This is a genomic window from Oerskovia sp. Root22, assembly GCF_001429135.1.
GTDB classification, from domain to species: domain Bacteria; phylum Actinomycetota; class Actinomycetes; order Actinomycetales; family Cellulomonadaceae; genus Oerskovia; species Oerskovia enterophila.
In genome coordinates, this window is record NZ_LMIL01000011.1 from 458242 (window position 1) to 477799 (window position 19558).

Here is a 19558-nt window from a genome sequence, read left to right on the forward strand (position 1 = left end):
TCCCTCAGCTCTCGGTGCTCTGCGCGGGCGTGGCGGACAGGTCGTCGGCGCTCTCGAGGATCGCGGCGAGGCCCAGGCCTCCGGCCGCGCAGATCGAGATGAGCGCCCGTGCCGGGCGGCCCGTCTCCGCGGCCTTCTGCGCGACGAGCTTCGCGGCCGTGGCGACGATGCGCCCGCCTGTCGCGGCGAACGGGTGCCCTGCGGCGAGCGACGAGCCGTTCACGTTGAGCCGCGAGCGGTCGATCGAGCCCAGGGCGCCGTCGAGGCCGAGCTCGGTGCGGCAGTAGTTGTCGTCCTCCCATGCGGCGAGCGTGGTCAGGACCGTCGAGGCGAAGGCCTCGTGGATCTCGTAGACGTCGAAGTCCTCGAGCGTGAGGCCGTTGCGGGCGAGCAGGCGGGGGACCGCGTGGGCAGGGGCCATGAGCAGGCCCTCGTGGCCGTGCACGTAGTCGACGGCCGCGGACTCGGCGTCGACCACGCGGGCCAGGACGGGCAGGTCGTGCTCGGCGGCCCACTCGCGCGAGCCGAGCAGGACGACCGAGGCGCCGTCGGTCAGAGGGGTCGAGTTGCCTGCGGTCATCGTGGGGCCCACCTGCTGAGCGGGTCCGGCGTCTCCGCCCGCCGCCGCCCCGTGCGTGGGCGCGCTCGGCGTGAGGTGCTTGCCGAACACGGGCTTGAGGGACGCGAGCTTCTCGGCCGACGAGTCGGCGCGCATGTTCTGGTCCTGCGTGAGGCCGCGGAACGGGGTCACGAGATCGTCGAAGAACCCGGCCTGCCACGCGGCGGCGAGGTGCAGGTGGCTGTTCAGCGCGACCTCGTCCTGGGCCTCGCGCGTGATCCCCCACGCGGCGGTCGTGATCGCCTGGTGCTCGCCCATCGACAGGCCCGTGCGGGGCTCGCCCGTGCTGGGGGTCGACGGCGCCAGGTCGCCGGGGCGCACCGAGGCGAACGCCTTGAGGCGCGCACCCAGGGTCTTGGCGTGGCTGGCCTTGAGCAGCGCCTTGCGCAGCCCCTCGCTGACGGCGATGGGGGCGTCGGACACCGTGTCGGAGCCGCCCGCGATGCCCGACTCGATCTGCCCGAGGCGGATCTTGTTGGACACCGTCACGACGGCCTCGAGGCCCGTGGCGCACGCCTGCTGGAGGTCGAACGCGGGGGTCTGCGGCGAGAGCGACGAGCCCAGGACCGACTCGCGGACCAGGTTGAAGTCGCGCGAGTGCTTGAGCACCGCACCGCCGACGACCTCGCCCAGGCGCTCGCCCTGGAGGCCGTAGCGGGCCACGAGCCCCTCGAGGGCGGCCGTGAACATGTCCTGGTTGCTGGCTCCCGTGTACTTCCCGCCGGCACGCGCGAACGGGATGCGGTTGCCGCCCAGGACGTAGGCGTCGCGGAGGGCCGGGGGCTGCTGGGCGGAGCTGGGTGTGGGGGTGGGCTGCTGCGTCTTCCGGATGGCCACTTCGGCTGCTCTCTCTCGCTTCGTTGCTGAGGGTCTCGGACCGCGGGCGCGATCCACGCGGTGTCCAAGACCCACAGTACCTGATACTCTCGGTATCGTGAGGCGGGTCACACCCTTCACTCCCTGTGCCCGGCGTTCCCGCCAGGGTAGGACGCCGTCGTGAGGACCACTCGCGGACCGACGGACGGACGACCAGGGACGACACCGACGTCGGGCACCTCTGGAGGACTGTGTGATCAACGGCGACACGAACGGCAGGACCGGGCGACCGCGGACCGCCGTGCTCCACCGTGCCCCTGGCCGCACCCCCGCACCTGCTCCCGCTCCCGTCGTGGACGGACGCTCGACCCGGTGGGACGACCACCGGGCGATCCGCCGCGCCGAGCTCGTGCACGCGGCGCGCAAGGCCGTCCACAAGGGCGGCCCCGGGGTGTCCATGGACGAGATCGCGGCGGCCTCGGGCACGTCCAAGTCGATCATCTACCGCTACTTCGAGGACAAGACCGGCCTGCAGATCGCGATCGGGGCCTCGGTCGTCGGGCAGATGCACGACGCCCTGACGCAGGCCGCGGAGTCCGCCGAGACGCCGCGCCGGGCGCTGCGCGCCATGGTCGGCGTCTACCTCGAGATGATCGCGAGCTCGCCCAACGTCTACTACTTCGTGACCCGTACGGGCGCGATCGCCGGCACCGACGGCACCGCGCGCACGGCCTCCGCGCCCCTCGCGGCGTTCCTCGACTCGGTGACCGAGCTGGTCGCCCAGCCCTTCACGCGCGCGGCCGACGTCACGCCCGCCGACGCCGCGGCCTGGGCCGCGGGCGCCGTCGGGTTCGTGCGCGGCGCGGGCGAGTGGTGGCTCGGCCACCACGACGACCCCGACACCCCGGACCGCGACGAGCTCACCGAGCGGGTCGCAGCCTGGCTGTGGGGCGGCCCCGTGGGCGTCATGGCCCGTGGTCGGGGCGCGACCGCCGCGGGCGACGCTGCACCCGCCGCTCGTGGCGACGCCCCGGACGGCGCGGCCGCCCCGGACGGCGCGGCCGCCCCCTCCACCGACGACCTCTGATCCTTCTCATGGCTACCACCGGCACACAGGAGTCCCGATGACCACCACCTCTGACCGCACCGCCGCCCGCGACACCCAGCGGGGCGACGGCGCAGCGACCTCCACGTCCATCCCCGCCGCAGGCGTCACACCCCCGATGCCCGAGGGCGAGGTCCGCATCGACGTGGCCGACCTCTCGCACCAGCTCCTGGGCCGCTGGGCCGACCTGCGCGCCAAGGCGCGCGCGACCGCGGGCGAGGAGCGCTTCCAGCGCATCGAGGGGCTCTCGCTCACCGAGCACCGCGAGCGCGTCATGGACCAGGTCAAGCAGCTCGTCGAGATCGGGCAGGTGCACCGCGGGTTCCCGACGCGCCTCGGCGGGCAGGACGACGCCGGCGGCAACCTCGCCGGGTTCGAGGAGCTCGTCGCGGCGGACCCCTCGCTCCAGATCAAGGCGGGCGTCCAGTGGGGCCTGTTCGCCGCGGCGATCCTGCACCTCGGCACGCCCGAGCAGCAGGACCGCCTGCTCCCGGCCGCGATGGACGCCTCGGTGCCCGGCGCGTTCGCCATGACCGAGACGGGGCACGGCTCGGACGTCGCCTCGATCGCGACGACCGCGACGTTCGACCCGGCGACGCAGGAGTTCGTCGTCCACACCCCGTTCCGCGGGGCCTGGAAGGACTACCTCGGCAACGCGGCGGTCAACGGCACGGCGGCGGTCATCTTCGCGCAGCTCGTGACGAACGGCGTCAACCACGGCGTCCACGCGTTCTACGCGCCCATCCGTGAGACCACGCCCGACGGCGGCGCGGGGGCCTTTCTGCCCGGCGTCGGCGGGGAGGACGACGGGCTCAAGGGCGGGCTCAACGGGATCGACAACGGTCGCCTGCACTTCACGCACGTCCGGGTCCCGCGCGAGAACCTCCTGGCCCGCTACGGCCAGGTCGCCGAGGACGGCACGTACACCTCGCCGATCGACAGCCCCGGGCGTCGCTTCTTCACGATGCTCGGCTCGCTCGTCCAGGGCCGCGTCTCGCTCGACGGCGCCGCGATCACCGCGTCGAAGCTGGGCCTCGCGACCGCGGTGACCTACGGCAACCAGCGCCGTCAGTTCAACGCGGCCTCGCCCGTCGACGAGGTCGTGATCCTCGACTACGGCACGCACCAGCGTCGCCTGATCCCGCGCATCGCGCAGACGTACGCGATGCACTTCGCGCACGACCGCCTGCTCGACCTGTTCGACCTGGTGTTCTCGGGCGAGAACGACACGCCCGAGTCGCGCGAGGACCTCGAGACCATGGCGGCCTCGCTCAAGCCGATGAGCACGTGGTTCGCGCTCGACACCCTCCAGGAGGCGCGCGAGGCCTGCGGCGGCGCGGGGTTCCTCACCGAGAACCGGATCACGAGCCTGCGCGCAGACATGGACGTGTACGTGACGTTCGAGGGCGACAACACCGTGCTGCTCCAGCTCGTCGCCAAGCGGCTCCTGGCCGACTACGGCAAGGAGTTCAAGGACATCTCGCCCGGGCAGATGGCCCGGTTCGTGGTCGAGCAGGCCGCCGACGCCGCGCTGCACCGCACACCGCTCAAGCGCGCCGCGCAGACCATCGCGGACGTGGGCGACCCGCGCCGTGCGGCCGGGCACCTCAAGGACGTCGGGAACCAGCGCGAGCTGCTGACGGACCGCGTCGAGACCATGGTCGCCGACGTCGCCGCGGCCCTGCGCCCCGCGCAGAAGGCCACCCCGGAGAAGGCCGCCGAGCTCTTCAACGAGCACCAGTACGAGCTCATCGAGATGGCGAAGGCGCACGCCGACCTGCTGCACTGGGAGGCGTTCACGCAGGCCCTCGAGACCATCGAGGACGCGGGCACCCGCCAGGTCCTCACATGGGTCCGCGACCTGTTCGGGCTCACGGTCATCGAGCGCAACCTCGCCTGGTACCTGATCAACGGGCGCCTGTCCGCGCAGCGTGCGCGCATCGTGACGGGCTACATCGACCGCCTCGTCGCACGCCTGCGCCCCCACGCCCAGGACCTGGTCGATGCCTGGGGCTACGGCCCCGAGCACCTGCGCGCCAAGATCGCGTCGGGGGCCGAGCAGGTGCGTCAGGACGAGGCCCGCGAGTACTACCGGCAGCTGCGGGCCAGCGGCGACGAGCCCGTGAGCGAGAAGTCGATCAAGGCGCGCGAGAAGGCGGCGGCCAAGGCGGCGGCACGAGGCGGGTCGAAGATCGCGAGGCGCTGACGGCACGCGGGGCTGGCTGTCCGTGCCGAGCACGAGGTTGCGGTCGTTGTCCGGTCGATAGTGGCCGCAACCTCGTGCTCGAACGCACGCAACCTCGTGCTCGACCAGCACGGCAGCACCACCGCACGAACGACCTCGGGGCCCGGCGGAGCGGTACCGCCGCCGAGGGAGCCAGGGACCCGTGGGTCCGGCGTGACGACCACCAGCCGTCGCACCGGGCCCGCGGGTCCCTTCGTGCGTCGTCGAAGGCACCGCGACCGGCGACGAATCCTGTTGACGCGCCCCGTGCACTCGGCCAGGCTGCACCGATGGCACATGACCCAGCAGCCGATCCCGCGACCGACGCCCCCGCCCAGACCGTGCGCCGCACCGAGCCCCCGTCGCGCACCGAGCTCTGGCCCCCGTCCGGGCTGCGCGTCGTCTCGGGGGACCTGGAGCTGCGTCACCTCGACGAGGACCTGCTCTTCCAGCTCGCGGCGATCGGTGGCGAGGGCATCCACGACGAGGGCTTCATGCCCTTCGCGTTCCCGTGGTCGCGGGGGTCGGCGGTCGAGGTCGGCCGCAGCATCCTGGCCTACCAGTGGGGCGCGGCGTCGCGGATCGCGCCCGCGTCCTGGGCGATCGAGCTGGCCGTGGTCCGCGACGGCGAGGTGCTGGGTGTCCAGGCCATCACGGCGTCGGACTTCGCCGTGACGCGCACGGCGGAGTCCGGCTCGTGGCTGGGGCGGCGGCACCAGGGGGCCGGCGTCGGCACGCTCGCGCGGCTCATGATCCTCGAGCTCCTCTTCACAGGGTTCGGTGCGCAGACGGCCACGACGTCGGCCTGGGAGGACAACGGCCCGTCGAACGGTGTCACGCGCAAGATCGGCTACCGGCCCAACGGCACGGCGACGCTCGCTCGCGAGGGCAAGCCTGCGGTCGACGTCCGGTACCGCCTCGACCGGGCGGACTGGGAGGCCCGCGGCGAGGCGTTGCGACCCGAGGTGACGCTGCACGGTGTCGGGCCGGTGCGGGAGATGCTCGGGCTCGGCTGAGCGGTCGACCACGAGGTTCCGGTCGACCGAGCACGAGGTTGCGGTCGGAATCCGCCGGATATCGACCGCAACCTCGTGCTCGGCACCCAGCGACGGCCCCGTCCGCCGGCCAGGCCCCTCAGCCGGTCACGAGCCCCGCGAGCACCGACCTGGCCTCGGCCTCGAACGCCGGGTCGTCGTGCGCGACCGACCACGTGATGATCGCGAGCGTCGAGAGCGCGACGTACGCGCGCAGCACGAGGCGATCCTCGTCGTCGGGCACGCGTCCGTATCCCTCGAGGAACGCCGCCTCCAGGTCGGGGCGGCCCCGCCACTCGCGCATCGTGAGCTTCTGCAGGTCCACGGCCCACGGCGACGGCTCGCAGTGCGCGAAGTCGATCACGCGCGCGTGCCCCACCGCATCGACCAGCCAGTTGCGCGGACCGTAGTCGCGGTGCGCGGGCACGAGCCGCACGGACCGCACGTGGGCCACGGGCGCCGCGACCGTGCGCAGCCGCACCAGGTCCGCCGCGTCGACGAGCCCGGCGTGCGCGGAGATCTTCTCGTCGAGCTCGGCGAGGAGGCGCTCCCCGTACCCCTCGTCTGGTACGGCCGGGGCGCTCGCGTGCAGCCGCGCGAGCAGTGCCCCGGCCTGCCGGTGGACGTCCGGGTCGAGGGCGGCCGCACCGGCGGCGAGCGTCCCGGGCACGTGCGTCATCACCAGCACGTGCGCGTCGACGTCGGCGGCGAGCAGCTGACCGGCGTCGTCCCCCAGCACGGGGACGTACCGCCGCAGGGCCTCGACCTCGCGCTCCACGTTGCGCGCCGAGCGCTCCCACTTCACGACGACGTCGCCCGCCCCGGTCCGCACGCGCGCTACGCGGGACTGGCCGTGGGGCCAGAGCCACTCCTCGACGAGCTCGACGGCCCCGCCGTGCCCGACCGAGGTCGACCAGGTCGTGGCGGCGTCGAGCAGGACGGAGGACGGCGGGAGGTCTGAGGGCATCCGCCGATGCTAGGGCGCCCTCGACGCCGAGCACGAGGTTGCGGTCGGTCGAGCACGAGGTTGCGGTCGGAATCCGCCGGACAACGACCGCAACCTCGTGCTCGGCACCCAGGGCTACGACGTCGGGTTGCAGCGCGCCGCGGCCGTCGCGAGGAACCCGACGTCGGGCCGCCACGGCTCGAGGTTCCACGTCTTCTTGTCGGTCGCACCCAGGGCGTGGCAGTCGAACTGGTCGCGCATGGTCGACGAGTCGGCCTCGGGCTCGCTCGCGACGAGCTGCGCCCACGCGGTCTCCTCGCCCACCAGGCCCGACTGCCGCGCCCACGGCGTCGGGTCCACCGCGAGCGAGCGCCCGCCCTCGCGGTTGCCCCAGGTCGCGCTGCGCACGCCCTGCGCGCCGAGCCAGGTCGTCACGGTCACGTCGTCGGGCGGGGCGCTCGCGGTGGTTCCTGCCGTGCCCGACGGCGTCGCGCCCACCGCCTTCACGCGCACCTCCGCGCGGGTCGGCGCCACGACCAGCACTCCTGCGCGGACAGCGGATCCGGACGGTTCCGTCGCCTCCGGCGCCGACAGGCCGCCGAGCGGCGTGCCCGCCGCGTCGAGCACGCTGATGCTGCCGTCGCCGTTGCGGAGCAGGGACCCGTCGGCGGGGGAGACGAGGTCGAGCGTCGCGGTTGCGGCTGAGTGGTCGGCCGTGCTGTCCGTCGTGCCGGTCGTGGCGCCGCCGGCGCCGCTGTCGGAGGCGGCCCCGGTTCCGGCCCCCGGGACCGCGAGCCCGAACGAGACCCGGCTCGACCCGTCCTCGTCGGGCGTCACGGTGACCGGCGCGACGGGTGCGGACGTCGCCGGGTCGGCCCCTGCCGGATCGGCAGCGTCGCCCGCCGCAGCCGGCTCACCGGCATCCCCGTCGGCCCCGGCAGCCCCGCCCGGCGCAGCCCCGACCGGCACCGACAGCAGCAGCTCGATCCCGTCGGCCGTGAGCGTGCGCGTGGTCATGGCCGGCGCAGCGGACGCGAGATCCGAGTCGTCCGGCGGCCCGTCAGAGGGGACCCCCGCGGACGGCGCGGGTGACCCGGGGACGGGAGCGGCGCCGTCGGGCCCGCTGCAACCGACCAGCAGGCAGGCCACCAGCGCGGCCCCGACGAGGGCGAGGCGCGGACGGGGGCGGCGAACGATCGAGGTCACCGTGCGAGGCTATCCCCGCCGGCGGACCGGGCCCCGCGCGCGCACCAGGCCCTCCTGGCCCGAGGGGATCGCATCCGCCCAGCCCACGGGCCTGCCCGTGCCCCCACGGACGCGTTCGTGGACGCCCGACCGCACCGCGGCCAACCCCCGGTAAACTGGCCGCACCTGTGCAGCCCCGTGCCGGTCGCCTCCCCGATGACTCGCTCGTCGAAACGCGCCGGCTGGCACGCCACCCCGAGGGATTCGATGACCGCCCCCAGCAACGCCCCGACGCCCGCCGCCGCAGCGACCTCCGAGCACCGGCCGCACCTCGACACGGTCGAGCGCGCAGCCGCCACCCCCGACGAGGCGCAGCCCTTCGCGGAGCTCGGCCTCAAGCCGGACGAGTACCAGCGCATCCGCGACATCCTCGGGCGACGCCCCACGGCTGCCGAGCTCGCGATGTACTCCGTCATGTGGTCGGAGCACTGCTCCTACAAGTCGTCCAAGGTGCACCTGAGCACGTTCGGCAAGAAGACGACCGACGAGATGAAGAAGCACCTTCTCGTCGGTATCGGCGAGAACGCGGGCGTCGTCGACATCGGTGACGGCTGGGCCGTGACGTTCAAGGTCGAGTCCCACAACCACCCGAGCTTCGTCGAGCCCTACCAGGGCGCCGCGACGGGCGTCGGCGGGATCGTCCGCGACATCATCTCGATGGGCGCGCGCCCCGTGGCCGTCATGGACCAGCTGCGCTTCGGCGCGGTCGACCACCCGGACACGGCGCGCGTCGTGCACGGCGTCGTGTCGGGCGTCGGCGGCTACGGCAACTCGCTCGGCCTGCCGAACATCGGCGGCGAGCTCGTCTTCGACTCCTCGTACCAGGGCAACCCCCTCGTCAACGCACTGTGCATCGGCGTGCTGCGCCACGAGGACATCCACCTCGCCAACGCCTCGGGCGTGGGCAACAAGGTCGTCCTGTTCGGTGCGCGCACCGGCGGCGACGGCATCGGTGGCGCCTCGATCCTCGCGTCCGAGACGTTCGAGGACGGCGTGCCCGCGAAGCGCCCCTCGGTCCAGGTCGGCGACCCCTTCATGGAGAAGGTCCTCATCGAGTGCTGCCTCGAGCTCTACGCGGCGCGCGTCGTCGAGGGCATCCAGGACCTCGGCGCGGCCGGCATCTCGTGCGCCACGTCGGAGCTCGCCTCCAACGGTGACGGCGGCATGCACGTCGAGCTCGACTCGGTCCTGCTGCGCGACCCGTCGCTCAACGCGGGCGAGATCCTCATGTCGGAGTCGCAGGAGCGCATGATGGCCGTCGTCGCTCCCGACAAGCTCGACGAGTTCCTCGCCATCACGGGCAAGTGGGACGTCGAGACCTCGGTCATCGGCGAGGTCACCGGCACCGGTCGCCTCACGATCGACCACCAGGGCGAGCGCATCGTGGACGTGGACCCCAAGTCCGTGGCGCACGAGGGCCCCACCTACCACCGCCCCTACGCGCGCCCCACGTGGATGGACGGCCTCAACGCCGACAGCATCTCGACGGGCCCCGGCGCGGCGGCGTACTCCCGCCCCGAGACGGCCGACGAGCTCCGTGCGACCGCGCTGCGCCTGCTCGGCTCGCCCAACCTCGCGTCCAAGGAGTGGGTCACCAACCAGTACGACCGCTTCGTCCAGGGCAACACGGCCCTCGCCCAGCCCGACGACGGCGGCGTGATCCGCGTCGACGAGACCACGGGCCTCGGGGTCGCGCTCGCGACCGACGCCAACGGCCGCTACGCCAAGCTCGACCCGCGCACGGGCGCCCAGCTCGCGCTCGCCGAGGCGTACCGCAACGTCGCCACGACCGGCGCGCGCCCGCTCGCCATCACCGACTGCCTCAACTTCGGCTCGCCCGAGGACCCCGACTCCATGTGGCAGCTCGTCGAGGCCATCGAGGGCCTGGCCGACGCGTGCCAGACGCTCGGCGTCCCCGTCACGGGCGGCAACGTCTCGCTCTACAACGGCACGGGTGAGCCCGGGCAGATCGACTCGTCGATCCACCCGACGCCCGTCGTCGGCGTCCTCGGCGTGCTCGACGACGTCGCGCACGCCACCGGGTCCGGCTGGCGCGAGGCGGGGGAGGCCATCTACCTCCTCGGCACGACCCGCGCCGAGCTCGACGGCTCCGCGTGGGCCGACGTCGTCCACCAGCACCTCGGCGGCCTTCCCCCGCAGCTCGACCTCGCGGCCGAGCGCGCCCTGGCCGAGGTCCTCGTCAACGCGAGCCGCGACCACCTGGTCTCCGCCGCGCACGACCTCTCCGAGGGTGGCCTGGTCCAGGGCCTGCTCGAGGCGTCGCTGCGCTTCGGGACCGGCGCCAAGGTGTCCATCGACGCCCTCGCGACCCGCGACGGCGTCACGCCGTTCGAGGCGCTGTTCTCCGAGTCCACGGCTCGCGCGCTCGTCGCCGTGCCGCGCAGCGAGGAGACCAAGCTTGTCGACGCGTGCGTCGCCCGCGGCGTGCCCGTCCTCAAGATCGGCGTGACCGGCACCGAGCCGGCCGAGGTCGCCGAGACCGGAGAGTCGCTCGAGGTCGAGGGCATCTTCACGATCCCGCTGAGCGAGGCCGACCAGGTCTTCCGCGCGACGCTGCCGGGGATCTTCGGCTAGTCGTCCGACCCGAGGGACGGGTGCGCGGTCTTCTGTCCGCGCACTCGTCCTTCGTGCGTTCCTGCCGGGCCCGCCACGGCGGCGCGGACCCGTTCCTCTGCGCTGCCTCCCGCTGGTCCCCGGGGCGACGTGCGCTGGGTCTCGGCAGGTCTCGCGAGATGCGGCCAACGGGGGTCTTGGACGGTTTCCGACCCCCGTTGGCCGCATCTCGCGGCGCTAACCCTCGCGGCCGGCCCGACGCGCCACCCGCATCGAACCCCTCGCCGTGAGTGCCCGTTCACAGGATCCATCCGCGGGCTGCACCGGGCTCCCGCATCGAGAGCGGCCGACCGGCCCAGAACCATCCGAACCGGTCGATAGGGTCGCTCCATGACAGGGGACAGCCGCACCACGGGGGAGATCGCCGCCTCGACGGCCGAGTCACCGTCCTCATTGACCACCCCGCCCGACGCCAGCCCCGCGACTGTGACCCGACGTCGCCCCGGTGGGCGCGCCGTCGGGCTGGTGCTGTGGGTCGTGGGCGGGCTGGTCCTGGCCATGACGCTCGTGCGCGCCGTCCCGTACGACGGCGTCACGCCGCTCGCGCAGATCGTCGGCGTCACGCCGTGGGTCGTCCCGCTCGCGCTGCTGGTCGCCGCGACGGCCCTGGCCGTGCGCCGCCGGCTGCTCGCGATCCTGTGCGCGGTCGCGCTCGCGGCGCAGGCCGCGTGGGTCGCGCCGTTCTTCGTACCCGGGCAGGGCATCGAGGCAGACGCCCAGGGCACGCTGCGGGTCCTGACGGTCAACGCGTACTTCGGGCAGGCGGATGCCGCCGCGGTCGTGCGGTTGGTCCACGACCAGGACGCCGACGTGCTCGCGGTCGTCGAGCTCACGGCCGACTTCCACGACCGCCTCGAAGCCGCAGGGATCGAGGCGGTCATGCCGCACCACCTCGACGCCAAGGTGGGCACCGGTTCGCCCGGGAGCGGCCTGTGGAGCAGGACAGCGCTGACCGACCCCGACACGACAGAGTGGAGCACGTTCGCCATGCCCGCAGCCACCGTCGACGTGGACGGCACGCCCGTGCGCGTGACCGCCGTCCATCCCGTCCCGCCGCTCCCCGAGATCACGGGCGTGTGGCACCAGGAGATGGCCGACCTCGCCCGCCGGGCCCACGACGAGCCCCTGCCGCAGGTGCTGCTGGGCGACTTCAACTCGACGTACGACCACGCGTCGTTCCGTGCGGTCCTGGGCGACCGGTTCCACGACGCGACGCGCACGGCCGGGCGCGGCCTGAACCTGTCGTGGCCCGTGGGGGAGCGGATCCCGACGTTCCTCGACCTCGACCACGTCGTGGTCGACGAGGGCATGCGGGTCGACGACCTCACGTCGCTCGCGGTCCCCGGCTCCGACCACCGCGCGCTCGCGGTCACGGTGCAGGTCGCCCCGTGAGCGCCCCCGCTCTCAGCACGCGCCGTCCGCCGTCCCGGGCACGGCGAGTCGGCGGCGTGGTGTGGACGGTCGTGCTGTCGCTGTGCGTCGCGGGGGTGGGCGCGCTCACGCTCGCGCGCGCCCTGGGGGTCGACGACGTCACTCCCCTCACGCAGCTCGTGTCCTTCACGCCGTGGGTCGCCCTCGCGGCGCTCGTGGTGCTGCTGCTCTCGTTGAGCCGGCGGCGGTGGGTGCTCAGCGCGATCGCGGGGGTTCTCGTCGTCGCGCACGCGGTGTGGCTCGTGCCGTTCTTCGTGCCGGGCCCGGGCATCGCGCCCGGGGCGGACGGGACCCTGCGCGTCATGGCGACCAACGTCCTCTACGGGCGTGCCGACGCGCGGGCGGTGGTCGAGGCCGTCCGGGAGCAGCAGGTCGAGCTGCTGAGCGTGGTCGAGCTCAGTGAGGAGTTCGAGGCCGACCTGGTGGCCGCCGGGATCGAGGACGTGCTGCCGTACTCGTGGACCGCGATCCACCCGACCGAGGGGGCCGCGGGCAGCGGGCTGTGGAGCGCGATCCCGCTGACCGACGAGCGCGAGGGTGTGGCGAGCCGCTTCCACCAGCCGAGCGCCGTCGTCGGGCTGGACGGGACCTCGGTGCGCGTCACGGCCGTCCACCCGCACCCGCCCACACCCGGGGACGTCGACCTGTGGACGGACGACCTCGCGCTGCTGCGCGACGCGGCGCACGGCGACCCCATGCCGCAGATCCTGCTCGGAGACTTCAACGCGACCTACGACCACTCGGCGTTCCGCGACCTCCTGGGCGGACGCTTCGCCGACGCGACCCGCCTCGCGGGGCAGGGCGTGAGCCTGTCGTGGCCCGCCGGTCGGCGCTACCCGCCGCTCGCCGACCTGGACCACGTGGTCGTCGACCGGGGCATGCGGGTCGACGACGTGGGCACGGTAGAGATCCCCGGCACGGATCACCTCGCGATCCTGGCGACCGTGCAGGTCAGGCCGTAGGTTGGTGCCATGAGCGCCGACGAGACCGCCACCACGTACGAGTCGCAGCTGCGCGACCTCCTCGCCCAGCGCATGGACGCAGGTCGAGCGCTCGCCGAGCGGGCCGAGCAGGTCGCCGCTGCCCGCGCCCAGCTCGACGACGCCGAGCGCGCCTACGCCGCGACCTTCTCCGAGGCGCTCGCCGCAGGCTGGACCGAGGCCGAGCTGCGCAAGGTCTTCAAGTCGCTCGGCGTCGCCGTGCCGACGCGCCCGCGCCGCAGCAAGAGCACGGGCGTCAAGGCGCAGCCCCCGGTGCCCAAGCCCCCCGTGGTCTCGGCGCTCGCGCGCCGGCACGACGACACCGAGGTCATCCAGGTCGTCAGCGCCTGAGCGCTCGAGCGACTCCGGCGGGCCGGAGGCACGACTGGCCGGTCGAGCGTGCCGTCGATCCCGTCCCGTGCCCGACGGCGTCGCTCGCCGTCGCGGTCCGGCTACGCTTCTCGCCGACCCCGGCTCACGTGAGGATCCCTTAGATGGCGCTGTTCGGTTCGCTGTTCCGCAAGAAGAAGTCCGACCCGTCCTCGTGGGACGAGCTGTGGACGGTGCTGGCTCCGTACGGGGGGCGCGTGACGCCGTCGAGCACCGAGACGTGGCTCCGGGCCGCGGCGACCATGGACCCCAAGGTGCTCGCGAAAGCCAAGGACCAGCTCGAGCGGGCCTACGACCTGCTCGACACCGAGGCCGTGGCGCGCTTCGCAGGGGAGATCCCGTTCACCGGACCGGACCGTCCGTTCGCGCGCCGTCGCTTCCTGAGGACGGTCGACGCCGTGATCGTCGCCGGCCCGGAGACCGTCGCGCGCGTCGCGGCGGACCCCTCGTACCTGCGCTCGTACGACTCCTCGCCCGCCGTCGCGCCCTACGAGACCCCTGACCCCGAGGGGTACCTGAGCGACCGGTGGGACGTCGAGAGGTGGAAGGACCCGCTCCACCGCATGGTCTGGAAGGACGTGCTCGTGAGCCTGAGCACGCGGCGCCAGAAGGCATGGCCGAGCGTCGCGGACGACTCCGCCGCCCAGATGTTCCACCTCGACCCCGAGTACGGGTGGATCGACGTCGACGCGTCGTCGATCGCCGCGGAGCAGGGAGCGCCGGTCGAGGCTCGCGACGGGTGGACCGGAGCCGGCATCGAGGCGAGCAAGCGGCTCTACGCGGCCCTCGGGAGCCCTCTCGAACGACCTGACGTGCTGGGGCTCGTCGCGGTCGTCGTGCTGTCGCAGGCCGAGTGGGACGGCGAGGCCGAGGACGGGGACGAGGTGCGCGCCGGCGTCCTGAACATCGGGATCGACAGGTCCGCGACCGAGCTCGACATCGCGCTCTCGGACGCCGAGAGCGCGGTCACGGACCAGGACGAGCGCGTCGCGCTCCTCGTCGGCCGTGCGGCGCACGCGCTCCTCGTGTTCGACCTGCCGTTCACCGGGTCCCAGGCCGCGGCGCTCGGTGAGCTGGCGCGTTCTCGGGAGGGCCAGGGGCGCTGAGGTCCTCGCGTCGGACGTCGGGCACGCCGTGGGAGTGAGCGTGCCGGGAAGGTTCGGCTGGGCGGGACCTGGTCCTGCTCAGCGAACGCACGTTCGGCCCAGCCGAACCTGCTCGGCAGACAGCCCACCCCGCCGGAGCGGTTCGTCCGCTCGTCCGGACCGAGCGCCTGACGACCGGCTCAGCCCTCCCGGAACCCCGACCCCCGCTCGGCGAGCTCCTCGCCCAGGATGCGGATCGCCCGGGGCCCGACCCCGTGGATCGCGAGCAGCTCCTTGGCCGTCGCGCGTGTGAGGTCCTCGTAGCGGGTGTACCCGTGGTGGGCGAGCTCACGCGTCGCGACCTTGCCGATGCGTGGCGTGAGGTCGCTGGGCGGGACGGCAGCACGGTCCTCGGTCATGGGCTCGGTCCTCTCTCGGTCCGTCCGCGGGCGCGGCGCGCCTCCAGGATCACCGAGGGACGGCCTCGTCCGCCAGCGGGGTAGGCGCGACCAGCAGCACCGTCGACCGGGGCCACGGCGCCCACACCGGCACGTACCGCCAGAGCACCGCGCCACCCGCGGCCGACGCCGCCCCGACCACGAGCGCGGCGGCCCCGAGCGGGGCCACGAGCGCCGTGCCCGCGACCACGAGGGGACCTGCGAAGGCCCCCGCGTCGTGCATGAGCCGCCACGCCCCGAAGAACTCGGCGCGCTGGGCGGGCGGCGCGACGTCGGCCCCGAGCGTCATGATGACGCCGTTGCTCAGCCCGTTCCCGAGCCCCAGGACCAGGGCGACGACGGTCAACGACGCGACGCCGCCCGCCCAGGGCAGCGCGAGATAGCCCGCGGCCAGGACCAGCAGCGACGGGACCGCGAGCGCGCGTCGGCCGAACCGGTCCATGAGGTAGCCCGCCGGGATCGAGACCGCGACGTCGAGCGCCGCGCTGGCCCCGAAGACCAGGCTCGTGGTCGCGGCGTCGACGCCCAGGACGTCGGCCCACAGGGGAAGGACCACGGTGCGGGCCGTGCGCGAGAGCCCCATGAGCGCGGCCCCCAGGCCGAGCGTGCGCAGCAGCCGGCGGTGCTCGACCACCACGCGCCACAGCCCCGCCTCCCGCGTGCCCGCGTCGCCGGGCGAGCCGGACGTCCGGGGTGAGCGTCCGACGTCGGGCACGCGGCCCATGAGGACCGCCGTGACGCACACGGCCACGAGCTGGACCGCGAACCCGCCGCGCGTCCCGACGGCCAGGATCGCCGCCGCGCCGAGGATCGGCCCCACGAAGAACCCGACGCGCATCATGGCCGCGACCGTCGACATGACGCGCGCGCGGCGCGCGAACGGGACGGCCTCGGCCAGGTACGTCTGGCGCGCGAGGCCCCACACGGCCTGGGACAGCCCCGCGAGGAACACCCCCACCGCGAGCGAGGCCACCGACCACGAGACCAGGCACAGCACCACGCCGACCACGGCCACGACGCCCGCCCCGATGATCGAGCGTCGCTCCCCGAACCGGGAGACGAGCCGCCCCGCGGGCAGGTCGCCGATCAGCTGGCCCAGCCCGGCGAGCGCCACGACCAGTCCTGCGGCGCCGAGCGACGCGCCGTGCTCGCGCGCCGCGAGCGCGACGACCGGTGCCGCCGCGCCCTGGGCCACGCCCCAGACCCCCGCGGGGACGTGGACCGTCCAGGCCAGCCGGACAGGCGGGGCGCTCGTGCCCGTGCTCACGCCAGGACCGGCTCCGCGGTCCGGGCCTCCTCCTGCCCGACGGCGTCGCTCGCCGCGTCCGTGCCGCTCGCGTCGCGGAGGGCGGGGGCCGGGTCCGCAGCAGGCGAGGCGTACTGGCTCGCGGGGCGCTCGAGCCCGAGGTGGTCGCGCAGCGTCGTGCCCTCGTACTCCGTACGGAACAGGCCGCGCTCGCGCAGGATCGGCACGACGTGGTCGGCGAAGTCGTCCAGGCCGCCCGGCAGGTACGGCGGCATGACGTTGAAGCCGTCGGCGGCGCCCTGCGTGAACCACTCCTCGATCGTGTCGGCGACCTGCCCGGGCGTGCCCGCGACGACGCGGTGGCCGCGCGCCCCGGCGAGGCGGTGGAGCAGGCCGCGGACCGTGGGCTGCTCGCGCTCGACGATGCCCGCGACGACCTGGAGACGGCTGCGCGAGTTGTCGGTCACGTCGCCCGCGTCCGCGAACAGCTCGGCCGGGACGGGACCGTCGAGCTGCGCGTGGTCGAGGCGGACGCCCGTGAGCTTCTCGAGCTGGCGCAGCCCGTACTCGGGGACCGTGAGCTCGTTGAACTCGCGCTCGAGCGCCCGCGCCTCGTCCTCGGTCGAGGCGATGAACGGGCTGATGCCCGGGAGGATCTTGACCGCGTCGCGCGACCGGCCCAGGGCCTCGGCTCCCGCCTTGATGTCGGCGTAGAACGCCTGGGCGTCGGCCAGACGCTGGTGGGCCGTGAAGATCGCCTCGGCGTAGCGGCTCGCGAACGCGCGCCCCTCGTTCGAGGCGCCCGCCTGGACCAGGACCGGGTGGCCCTGAGGCGAGCGGGCCGCGTTGAACGCGCCCTCGACGCGCAGGTGCTTGCCGCGGAAGGCCACGTCGTGGATCTTCGCGGGGTCGGCGTAGCGGCCCGACGCGCGGTCGATCAGGACCGCGTCGTCCTCCCAGCTGTCCCAGAGCCGGGTGACGACCTCGACGAACTCGGCCGCCCGCGCGTACCGCTCGACGTGGTCCGGGTGGGAGTCGAGGCCGAAGTTGCGGGCCGCGTCCTCGGAGGCCGTGGTCACGATGTTCCACCCGGCCCGCCCGTTGCTCAGGTGGTCGAGCGTCGAGAAGAGGCGCGCCAGGTTGTACGGGTCGTAGAACGTGGTCGAGGCCGTCGCGACGAGGCCGATCCGCTCGGTCGCGGCCGCGATCGACGCGAGCGTCAGGAGCGGCTCGAGGCGGCCGACGCTGTTGAACTCGACGCCGTCGTGCAGGACGGGACCGTCGGCGAAGAAGACCGCGTCGAACGTCGCGGCCTCGGCCGTGCGGGCGAGCTCGGTGTAGAAGTCGGCCGTGAAGATGCGCTCGGGCTGGGTGTCCGGGTGGCGCCAGGCCGCCTCGTGGTGGCCGGCCGGGTGGATGAAGAGGTTCAGGCTGAGCTGACGGGGTGGGCGGGTCATGGTGCGTCCTCTGGTCGTGGGTGTGGGTGTGGGTGACGGGTCGGGAGGTCGTGCGTGCGGGGGCCGTTCAGGACGGGCGGCCCCGGCTCACGTGGTGCGCCAGCGCGAGAAGTGCCGCTCGAGGCTCACGAGCACCGCGTTGATCGAGACGCCGACGAGCGAGATCGCGATGATCCCGGCGTACATGTTCGTGATCTGGAAGTTGAACTGGGCGTAGGTGATGAGGTAGCCGAGGCCGGCCTTGGCGCCGACCATCTCGGCCGCGATGAGCACGAGGATCGAGCTCGTCCCGGCCATGCGGATCCCCGTGAAGATCGTGGGGACCGCGGCGGGCAGCACGACCTTCTGGAACAGCCGGACGGGCGGCAGCCCGAGCGACCGGGCGGACTTCACCAGCAGGGGGTCGACGGTGCGGACCCCCGCGATCGTGTTGAGCAGGATGGGGAAGAAGCACGCGTAGACGACGAGCGTGATCTTGGAGGTCTCGCCGATCCCCAGGACGAGGATGAACACAGGGAGCAGGGCCAGGGCGGCGGTGTTGCGGAACAGCTCGAGGAACGGGCCGAGGAACTGCGCGACGCTCGCCCACCAGCCGATCGCGATCCCCAGCGGGATCGCGAGCAGCACCGCGATCGAGAAGCCGATGCCGGCCCGGGTCAGGCTCGTCCCGACGTGCTTGCCGAGCTCGCCGCTCGTGAGCAGCCCCCAGAAGGACTCGAGGACCGCGCTGAGCGGCGGCAGGAAGACCCGGTCGACGAGCCCGACGCGCGGCGCGACCTCCCAGATCGCCAGGAAGATCACGATCGCGGCCGAGGCCCGCAGGACCCGTGCCCCGACGCCGCGCAGGCGGGCCGCGAGCGAGGGCGTCGGGTCCTGGTCGGCCGTGAGCGCCTGGCGGCGTCCCAGCGTGGGCGGGTCCGCGAACGCGACGGTGTCCTCGGCCGGGGGCACCGGGGCCACGCGGGCCGGTGTGGTCGCGGTGCTAGACATGGGCGTCCTCCTGGGTTCCTGCGGCGGCGTCCTGCGCCTGGGTGGGCGAGCCGTGGAGCGCGCTCCACACCTCGTGCCGGTACCGGCCGAACAGGGCCGAGGAACGGACGTCCCCTCCGGTGTCGTCGGCGGAGCGGTCCGCCGGACCGCGGTCCGTCCGGCTGGCGTCCCCGGACGGACCCGCGTCGCCGGCCCCCGCGAGGTCCACGTCGATCACGGTCTGCAGGCGACCGGGGCGGGGTGTCATGACCGCGACGCGCTGGCCCAGGTACACCGACTCCTCGATGCCGTGCGTGATGAAGACGATCGTCTTGCCCGTGGTGCGCCAGATGCGCAGCAGCTCGTCCTGGAGCGACTCGCGCGTCTGCGCGTCGAGGGCCGCGAACGGCTCGTCCATGAGGAGCACCTCGGGGTCGAACGCGAGGCTGCGAGCGATCGCGACGCGCTGCTTCATGCCGCCCGAGAGCTCGTGCGGGTACCGGTCCGCGAAGGCCGTGAGGCCCACGAGGTCCAGGTACTCGTCGGCGACGCGGGCGCGTGCGGCCCGCCCGACGCCCTTGGCCTCGAGCCCGAACTCGACGTTCGCGCGGGCCGACCGCCAGGGCAGCAGCGCGTACTGCTGGAAGACCACGCCACGGTCCAGCCCGGGGCCGGTCACGGGGGAGCCGTCGAGGAGGATCCGGCCCGACGTCGGCTCGGTGAGCCCGCCCAGCAGGTCCAGGAGCGTCGACTTGCCGCAGCCCGAGGGGCCGACGACCGTCAGGAACTCGCCCGCCCGGACGTCGAGCGTGAAGTCCTCGACGGCCGTGAAGCGCTTGCGGGCGCCGCGGCCACCGGCCGCGTCGCGCACGATGAACTCCTTGCGCACGTGCTCGAGGCGGAGCTTGGGCGTCGAGCC

General features: G+C 73.7%; 16 protein-coding genes. 8 read left to right on the plus strand and 8 right to left on the minus strand.

What is annotated here, in order from left to right:
- Window positions 1-4: 4 nt before the first annotated feature.
- The gene (locus ASE15_RS17420; RefSeq protein WP_082618555.1) at window positions 5-1456 is read right to left on the minus strand and encodes an acetyl-CoA C-acetyltransferase; all 1452 of its coding nucleotides are present in this window, start codon (window positions 1454-1456) and stop codon (window positions 5-7) included.
- A 331-nt stretch (window positions 1457-1787) separates the two neighbouring features.
- Here ASE15_RS17420 and ASE15_RS17425 point away from each other — a divergent pair, with 331 nt between their 5' ends.
- The 3 genes from ASE15_RS17425 (at window position 1788) to ASE15_RS17435 (ending at window position 5780) form a co-directional block, all read left to right on the plus strand.
- Window positions 1788-2522, plus strand: a complete 735-nt coding sequence (locus ASE15_RS17425) for a TetR/AcrR family transcriptional regulator (protein WP_369800642.1) — start codon at window positions 1788-1790, stop codon at window positions 2520-2522.
- 37 nt (window positions 2523-2559) lie between these two features.
- Window positions 2560-4746, plus strand: a complete 2187-nt coding sequence (locus ASE15_RS17430; protein WP_056764653.1) for an acyl-CoA dehydrogenase — start codon at window positions 2560-2562, stop codon at window positions 4744-4746.
- Between the two features lie 308 nt (window positions 4747-5054).
- Complete coding sequence (locus ASE15_RS17435) at window positions 5055-5780, plus strand: GNAT family N-acetyltransferase (RefSeq protein WP_082609000.1); 726 nt, start codon at window positions 5055-5057, stop codon at window positions 5778-5780.
- A 118-nt stretch (window positions 5781-5898) separates the two neighbouring features.
- Here the strand turns inward: ASE15_RS17435 and ASE15_RS17440 are convergent, their stop codons facing one another.
- Window positions 5899-6765 carry a phosphotransferase family protein gene (locus ASE15_RS17440; protein ID WP_056764656.1) on the minus strand — a complete coding sequence of 289 codons (867 nt, stop codon included), beginning with the start codon at window positions 6763-6765 and terminating at the stop codon, window positions 5899-5901.
- 114 nt (window positions 6766-6879) lie between these two features.
- The gene (locus ASE15_RS21275) at window positions 6880-7950 is read right to left on the minus strand and encodes a DUF2599 domain-containing protein (RefSeq protein WP_200960570.1); all 1071 of its coding nucleotides are present in this window, start codon (window positions 7948-7950) and stop codon (window positions 6880-6882) included.
- 246 nt (window positions 7951-8196) lie between these two features.
- Here ASE15_RS21275 and purL point away from each other — a divergent pair, with 246 nt between their 5' ends.
- The 5 genes from purL to ASE15_RS17470 all read left to right on the plus strand — a co-directional run bounded on the left by purL (window position 8197) and on the right by ASE15_RS17470 (window position 14530).
- A complete protein-coding gene (gene purL, locus ASE15_RS17450) occupies window positions 8197-10584 on the plus strand; it encodes a phosphoribosylformylglycinamidine synthase subunit PurL (protein WP_056764662.1) in 2388 nt (795 codons plus the stop codon).
- Between the two features lie 369 nt (window positions 10585-10953).
- Window positions 10954-12015 (plus strand): endonuclease/exonuclease/phosphatase family protein, encoded by a 1062-nt coding sequence (locus ASE15_RS17455; protein WP_082618556.1) that lies wholly within the window; start codon window positions 10954-10956, stop codon window positions 12013-12015.
- The gene (locus tag ASE15_RS17460) at window positions 12012-13016 is read left to right on the plus strand and encodes an endonuclease/exonuclease/phosphatase family protein (RefSeq protein WP_157277268.1); all 1005 of its coding nucleotides are present in this window, start codon (window positions 12012-12014) and stop codon (window positions 13014-13016) included. Before ASE15_RS17455 ends, ASE15_RS17460 begins: the two co-directional genes overlap by 4 nt.
- Window positions 13017-13025: 9 nt before the next feature.
- Entirely contained in the window at window positions 13026-13385 is a 360-nt protein-coding gene (locus ASE15_RS17465; protein WP_056652489.1) for a hypothetical protein, read from the plus strand.
- Between the two features lie 143 nt (window positions 13386-13528).
- On the plus strand, window positions 13529-14530 hold the full coding sequence (locus tag ASE15_RS17470) for a hypothetical protein (RefSeq protein WP_056764668.1): 1002 nt from the start codon (window positions 13529-13531) through the stop codon (window positions 14528-14530).
- Window positions 14531-14709: 179 nt separating this feature from the next.
- On the opposite strand, the gene ASE15_RS17475 is transcribed toward ASE15_RS17470, so the two are convergent.
- The 5 genes from ASE15_RS17475 to ASE15_RS17495 form a co-directional block, all read right to left on the minus strand.
- A complete protein-coding gene (locus ASE15_RS17475) occupies window positions 14710-14928 on the minus strand; it encodes a hypothetical protein (protein WP_056764670.1) in 219 nt (72 codons plus the stop codon).
- A 49-nt stretch (window positions 14929-14977) separates the two neighbouring features.
- Window positions 14978-16234 (minus strand): MFS transporter, encoded by a 1257-nt coding sequence (locus ASE15_RS17480; RefSeq protein WP_056764672.1) that lies wholly within the window; start codon window positions 16232-16234, stop codon window positions 14978-14980.
- The gene (locus ASE15_RS17485) at window positions 16231-17670 is read right to left on the minus strand and encodes an LLM class flavin-dependent oxidoreductase (protein ID WP_082618557.1); all 1440 of its coding nucleotides are present in this window, start codon (window positions 17668-17670) and stop codon (window positions 16231-16233) included. Before ASE15_RS17485 ends, ASE15_RS17480 begins: the two co-directional genes overlap by 4 nt.
- A gap of 87 nt (window positions 17671-17757) precedes the next feature.
- Window positions 17758-18660 (minus strand): ABC transporter permease, encoded by a 903-nt coding sequence (locus ASE15_RS17490; protein WP_082608997.1) that lies wholly within the window; start codon window positions 18658-18660, stop codon window positions 17758-17760.
- Window positions 18653-19528, minus strand: coding sequence for an ABC transporter ATP-binding protein (locus ASE15_RS17495; RefSeq protein WP_056764806.1), 876 nt, complete (start codon window positions 19526-19528; stop codon window positions 18653-18655). The genes ASE15_RS17490 and ASE15_RS17495 overlap by 8 nt, the downstream gene beginning before the upstream one ends.
- Window positions 19529-19558: the final 30 nt, after the last annotated feature.

Excerpts from the sequence above, each read along its gene's own strand:
- ASE15_RS17430 (WP_056764653.1), top strand. The coding sequence starts at position 2,560 with ATGACCACCACCTCTGACCGCACCGCCGCCCGCGACACCCAGCGGGGC.
- ASE15_RS17435 (WP_082609000.1), top strand. The coding sequence starts at position 5,055 with ATGGCACATGACCCAGCAGCCGATCCCGCGACCGACGCCCCCGCCCAG.
- ASE15_RS17440 (WP_056764656.1), bottom strand. The coding sequence starts at position 6,765 with ATGCCCTCAGACCTCCCGCCGTCCTCCGTCCTGCTCGACGCCGCCACG.
- purL (WP_056764662.1), top strand. The coding sequence starts at position 8,197 with ATGACCGCCCCCAGCAACGCCCCGACGCCCGCCGCCGCAGCGACCTCC.
- ASE15_RS17455 (WP_082618556.1), top strand. The coding sequence starts at position 10,954 with ATGACAGGGGACAGCCGCACCACGGGGGAGATCGCCGCCTCGACGGCC.
- ASE15_RS17465 (WP_056652489.1), top strand. The coding sequence starts at position 13,026 with ATGAGCGCCGACGAGACCGCCACCACGTACGAGTCGCAGCTGCGCGAC.
- ASE15_RS17470 (WP_056764668.1), top strand. The coding sequence starts at position 13,529 with ATGGCGCTGTTCGGTTCGCTGTTCCGCAAGAAGAAGTCCGACCCGTCC.
- ASE15_RS17475 (WP_056764670.1), bottom strand. The coding sequence starts at position 14,928 with ATGACCGAGGACCGTGCTGCCGTCCCGCCCAGCGACCTCACGCCACGC.
- ASE15_RS17485 (WP_082618557.1), bottom strand. The coding sequence starts at position 17,670 with ATGACCCGCCCACCCCGTCAGCTCAGCCTGAACCTCTTCATCCACCCG.
- ASE15_RS17490 (WP_082608997.1), bottom strand. The coding sequence starts at position 18,660 with ATGTCTAGCACCGCGACCACACCGGCCCGCGTGGCCCCGGTGCCCCCG.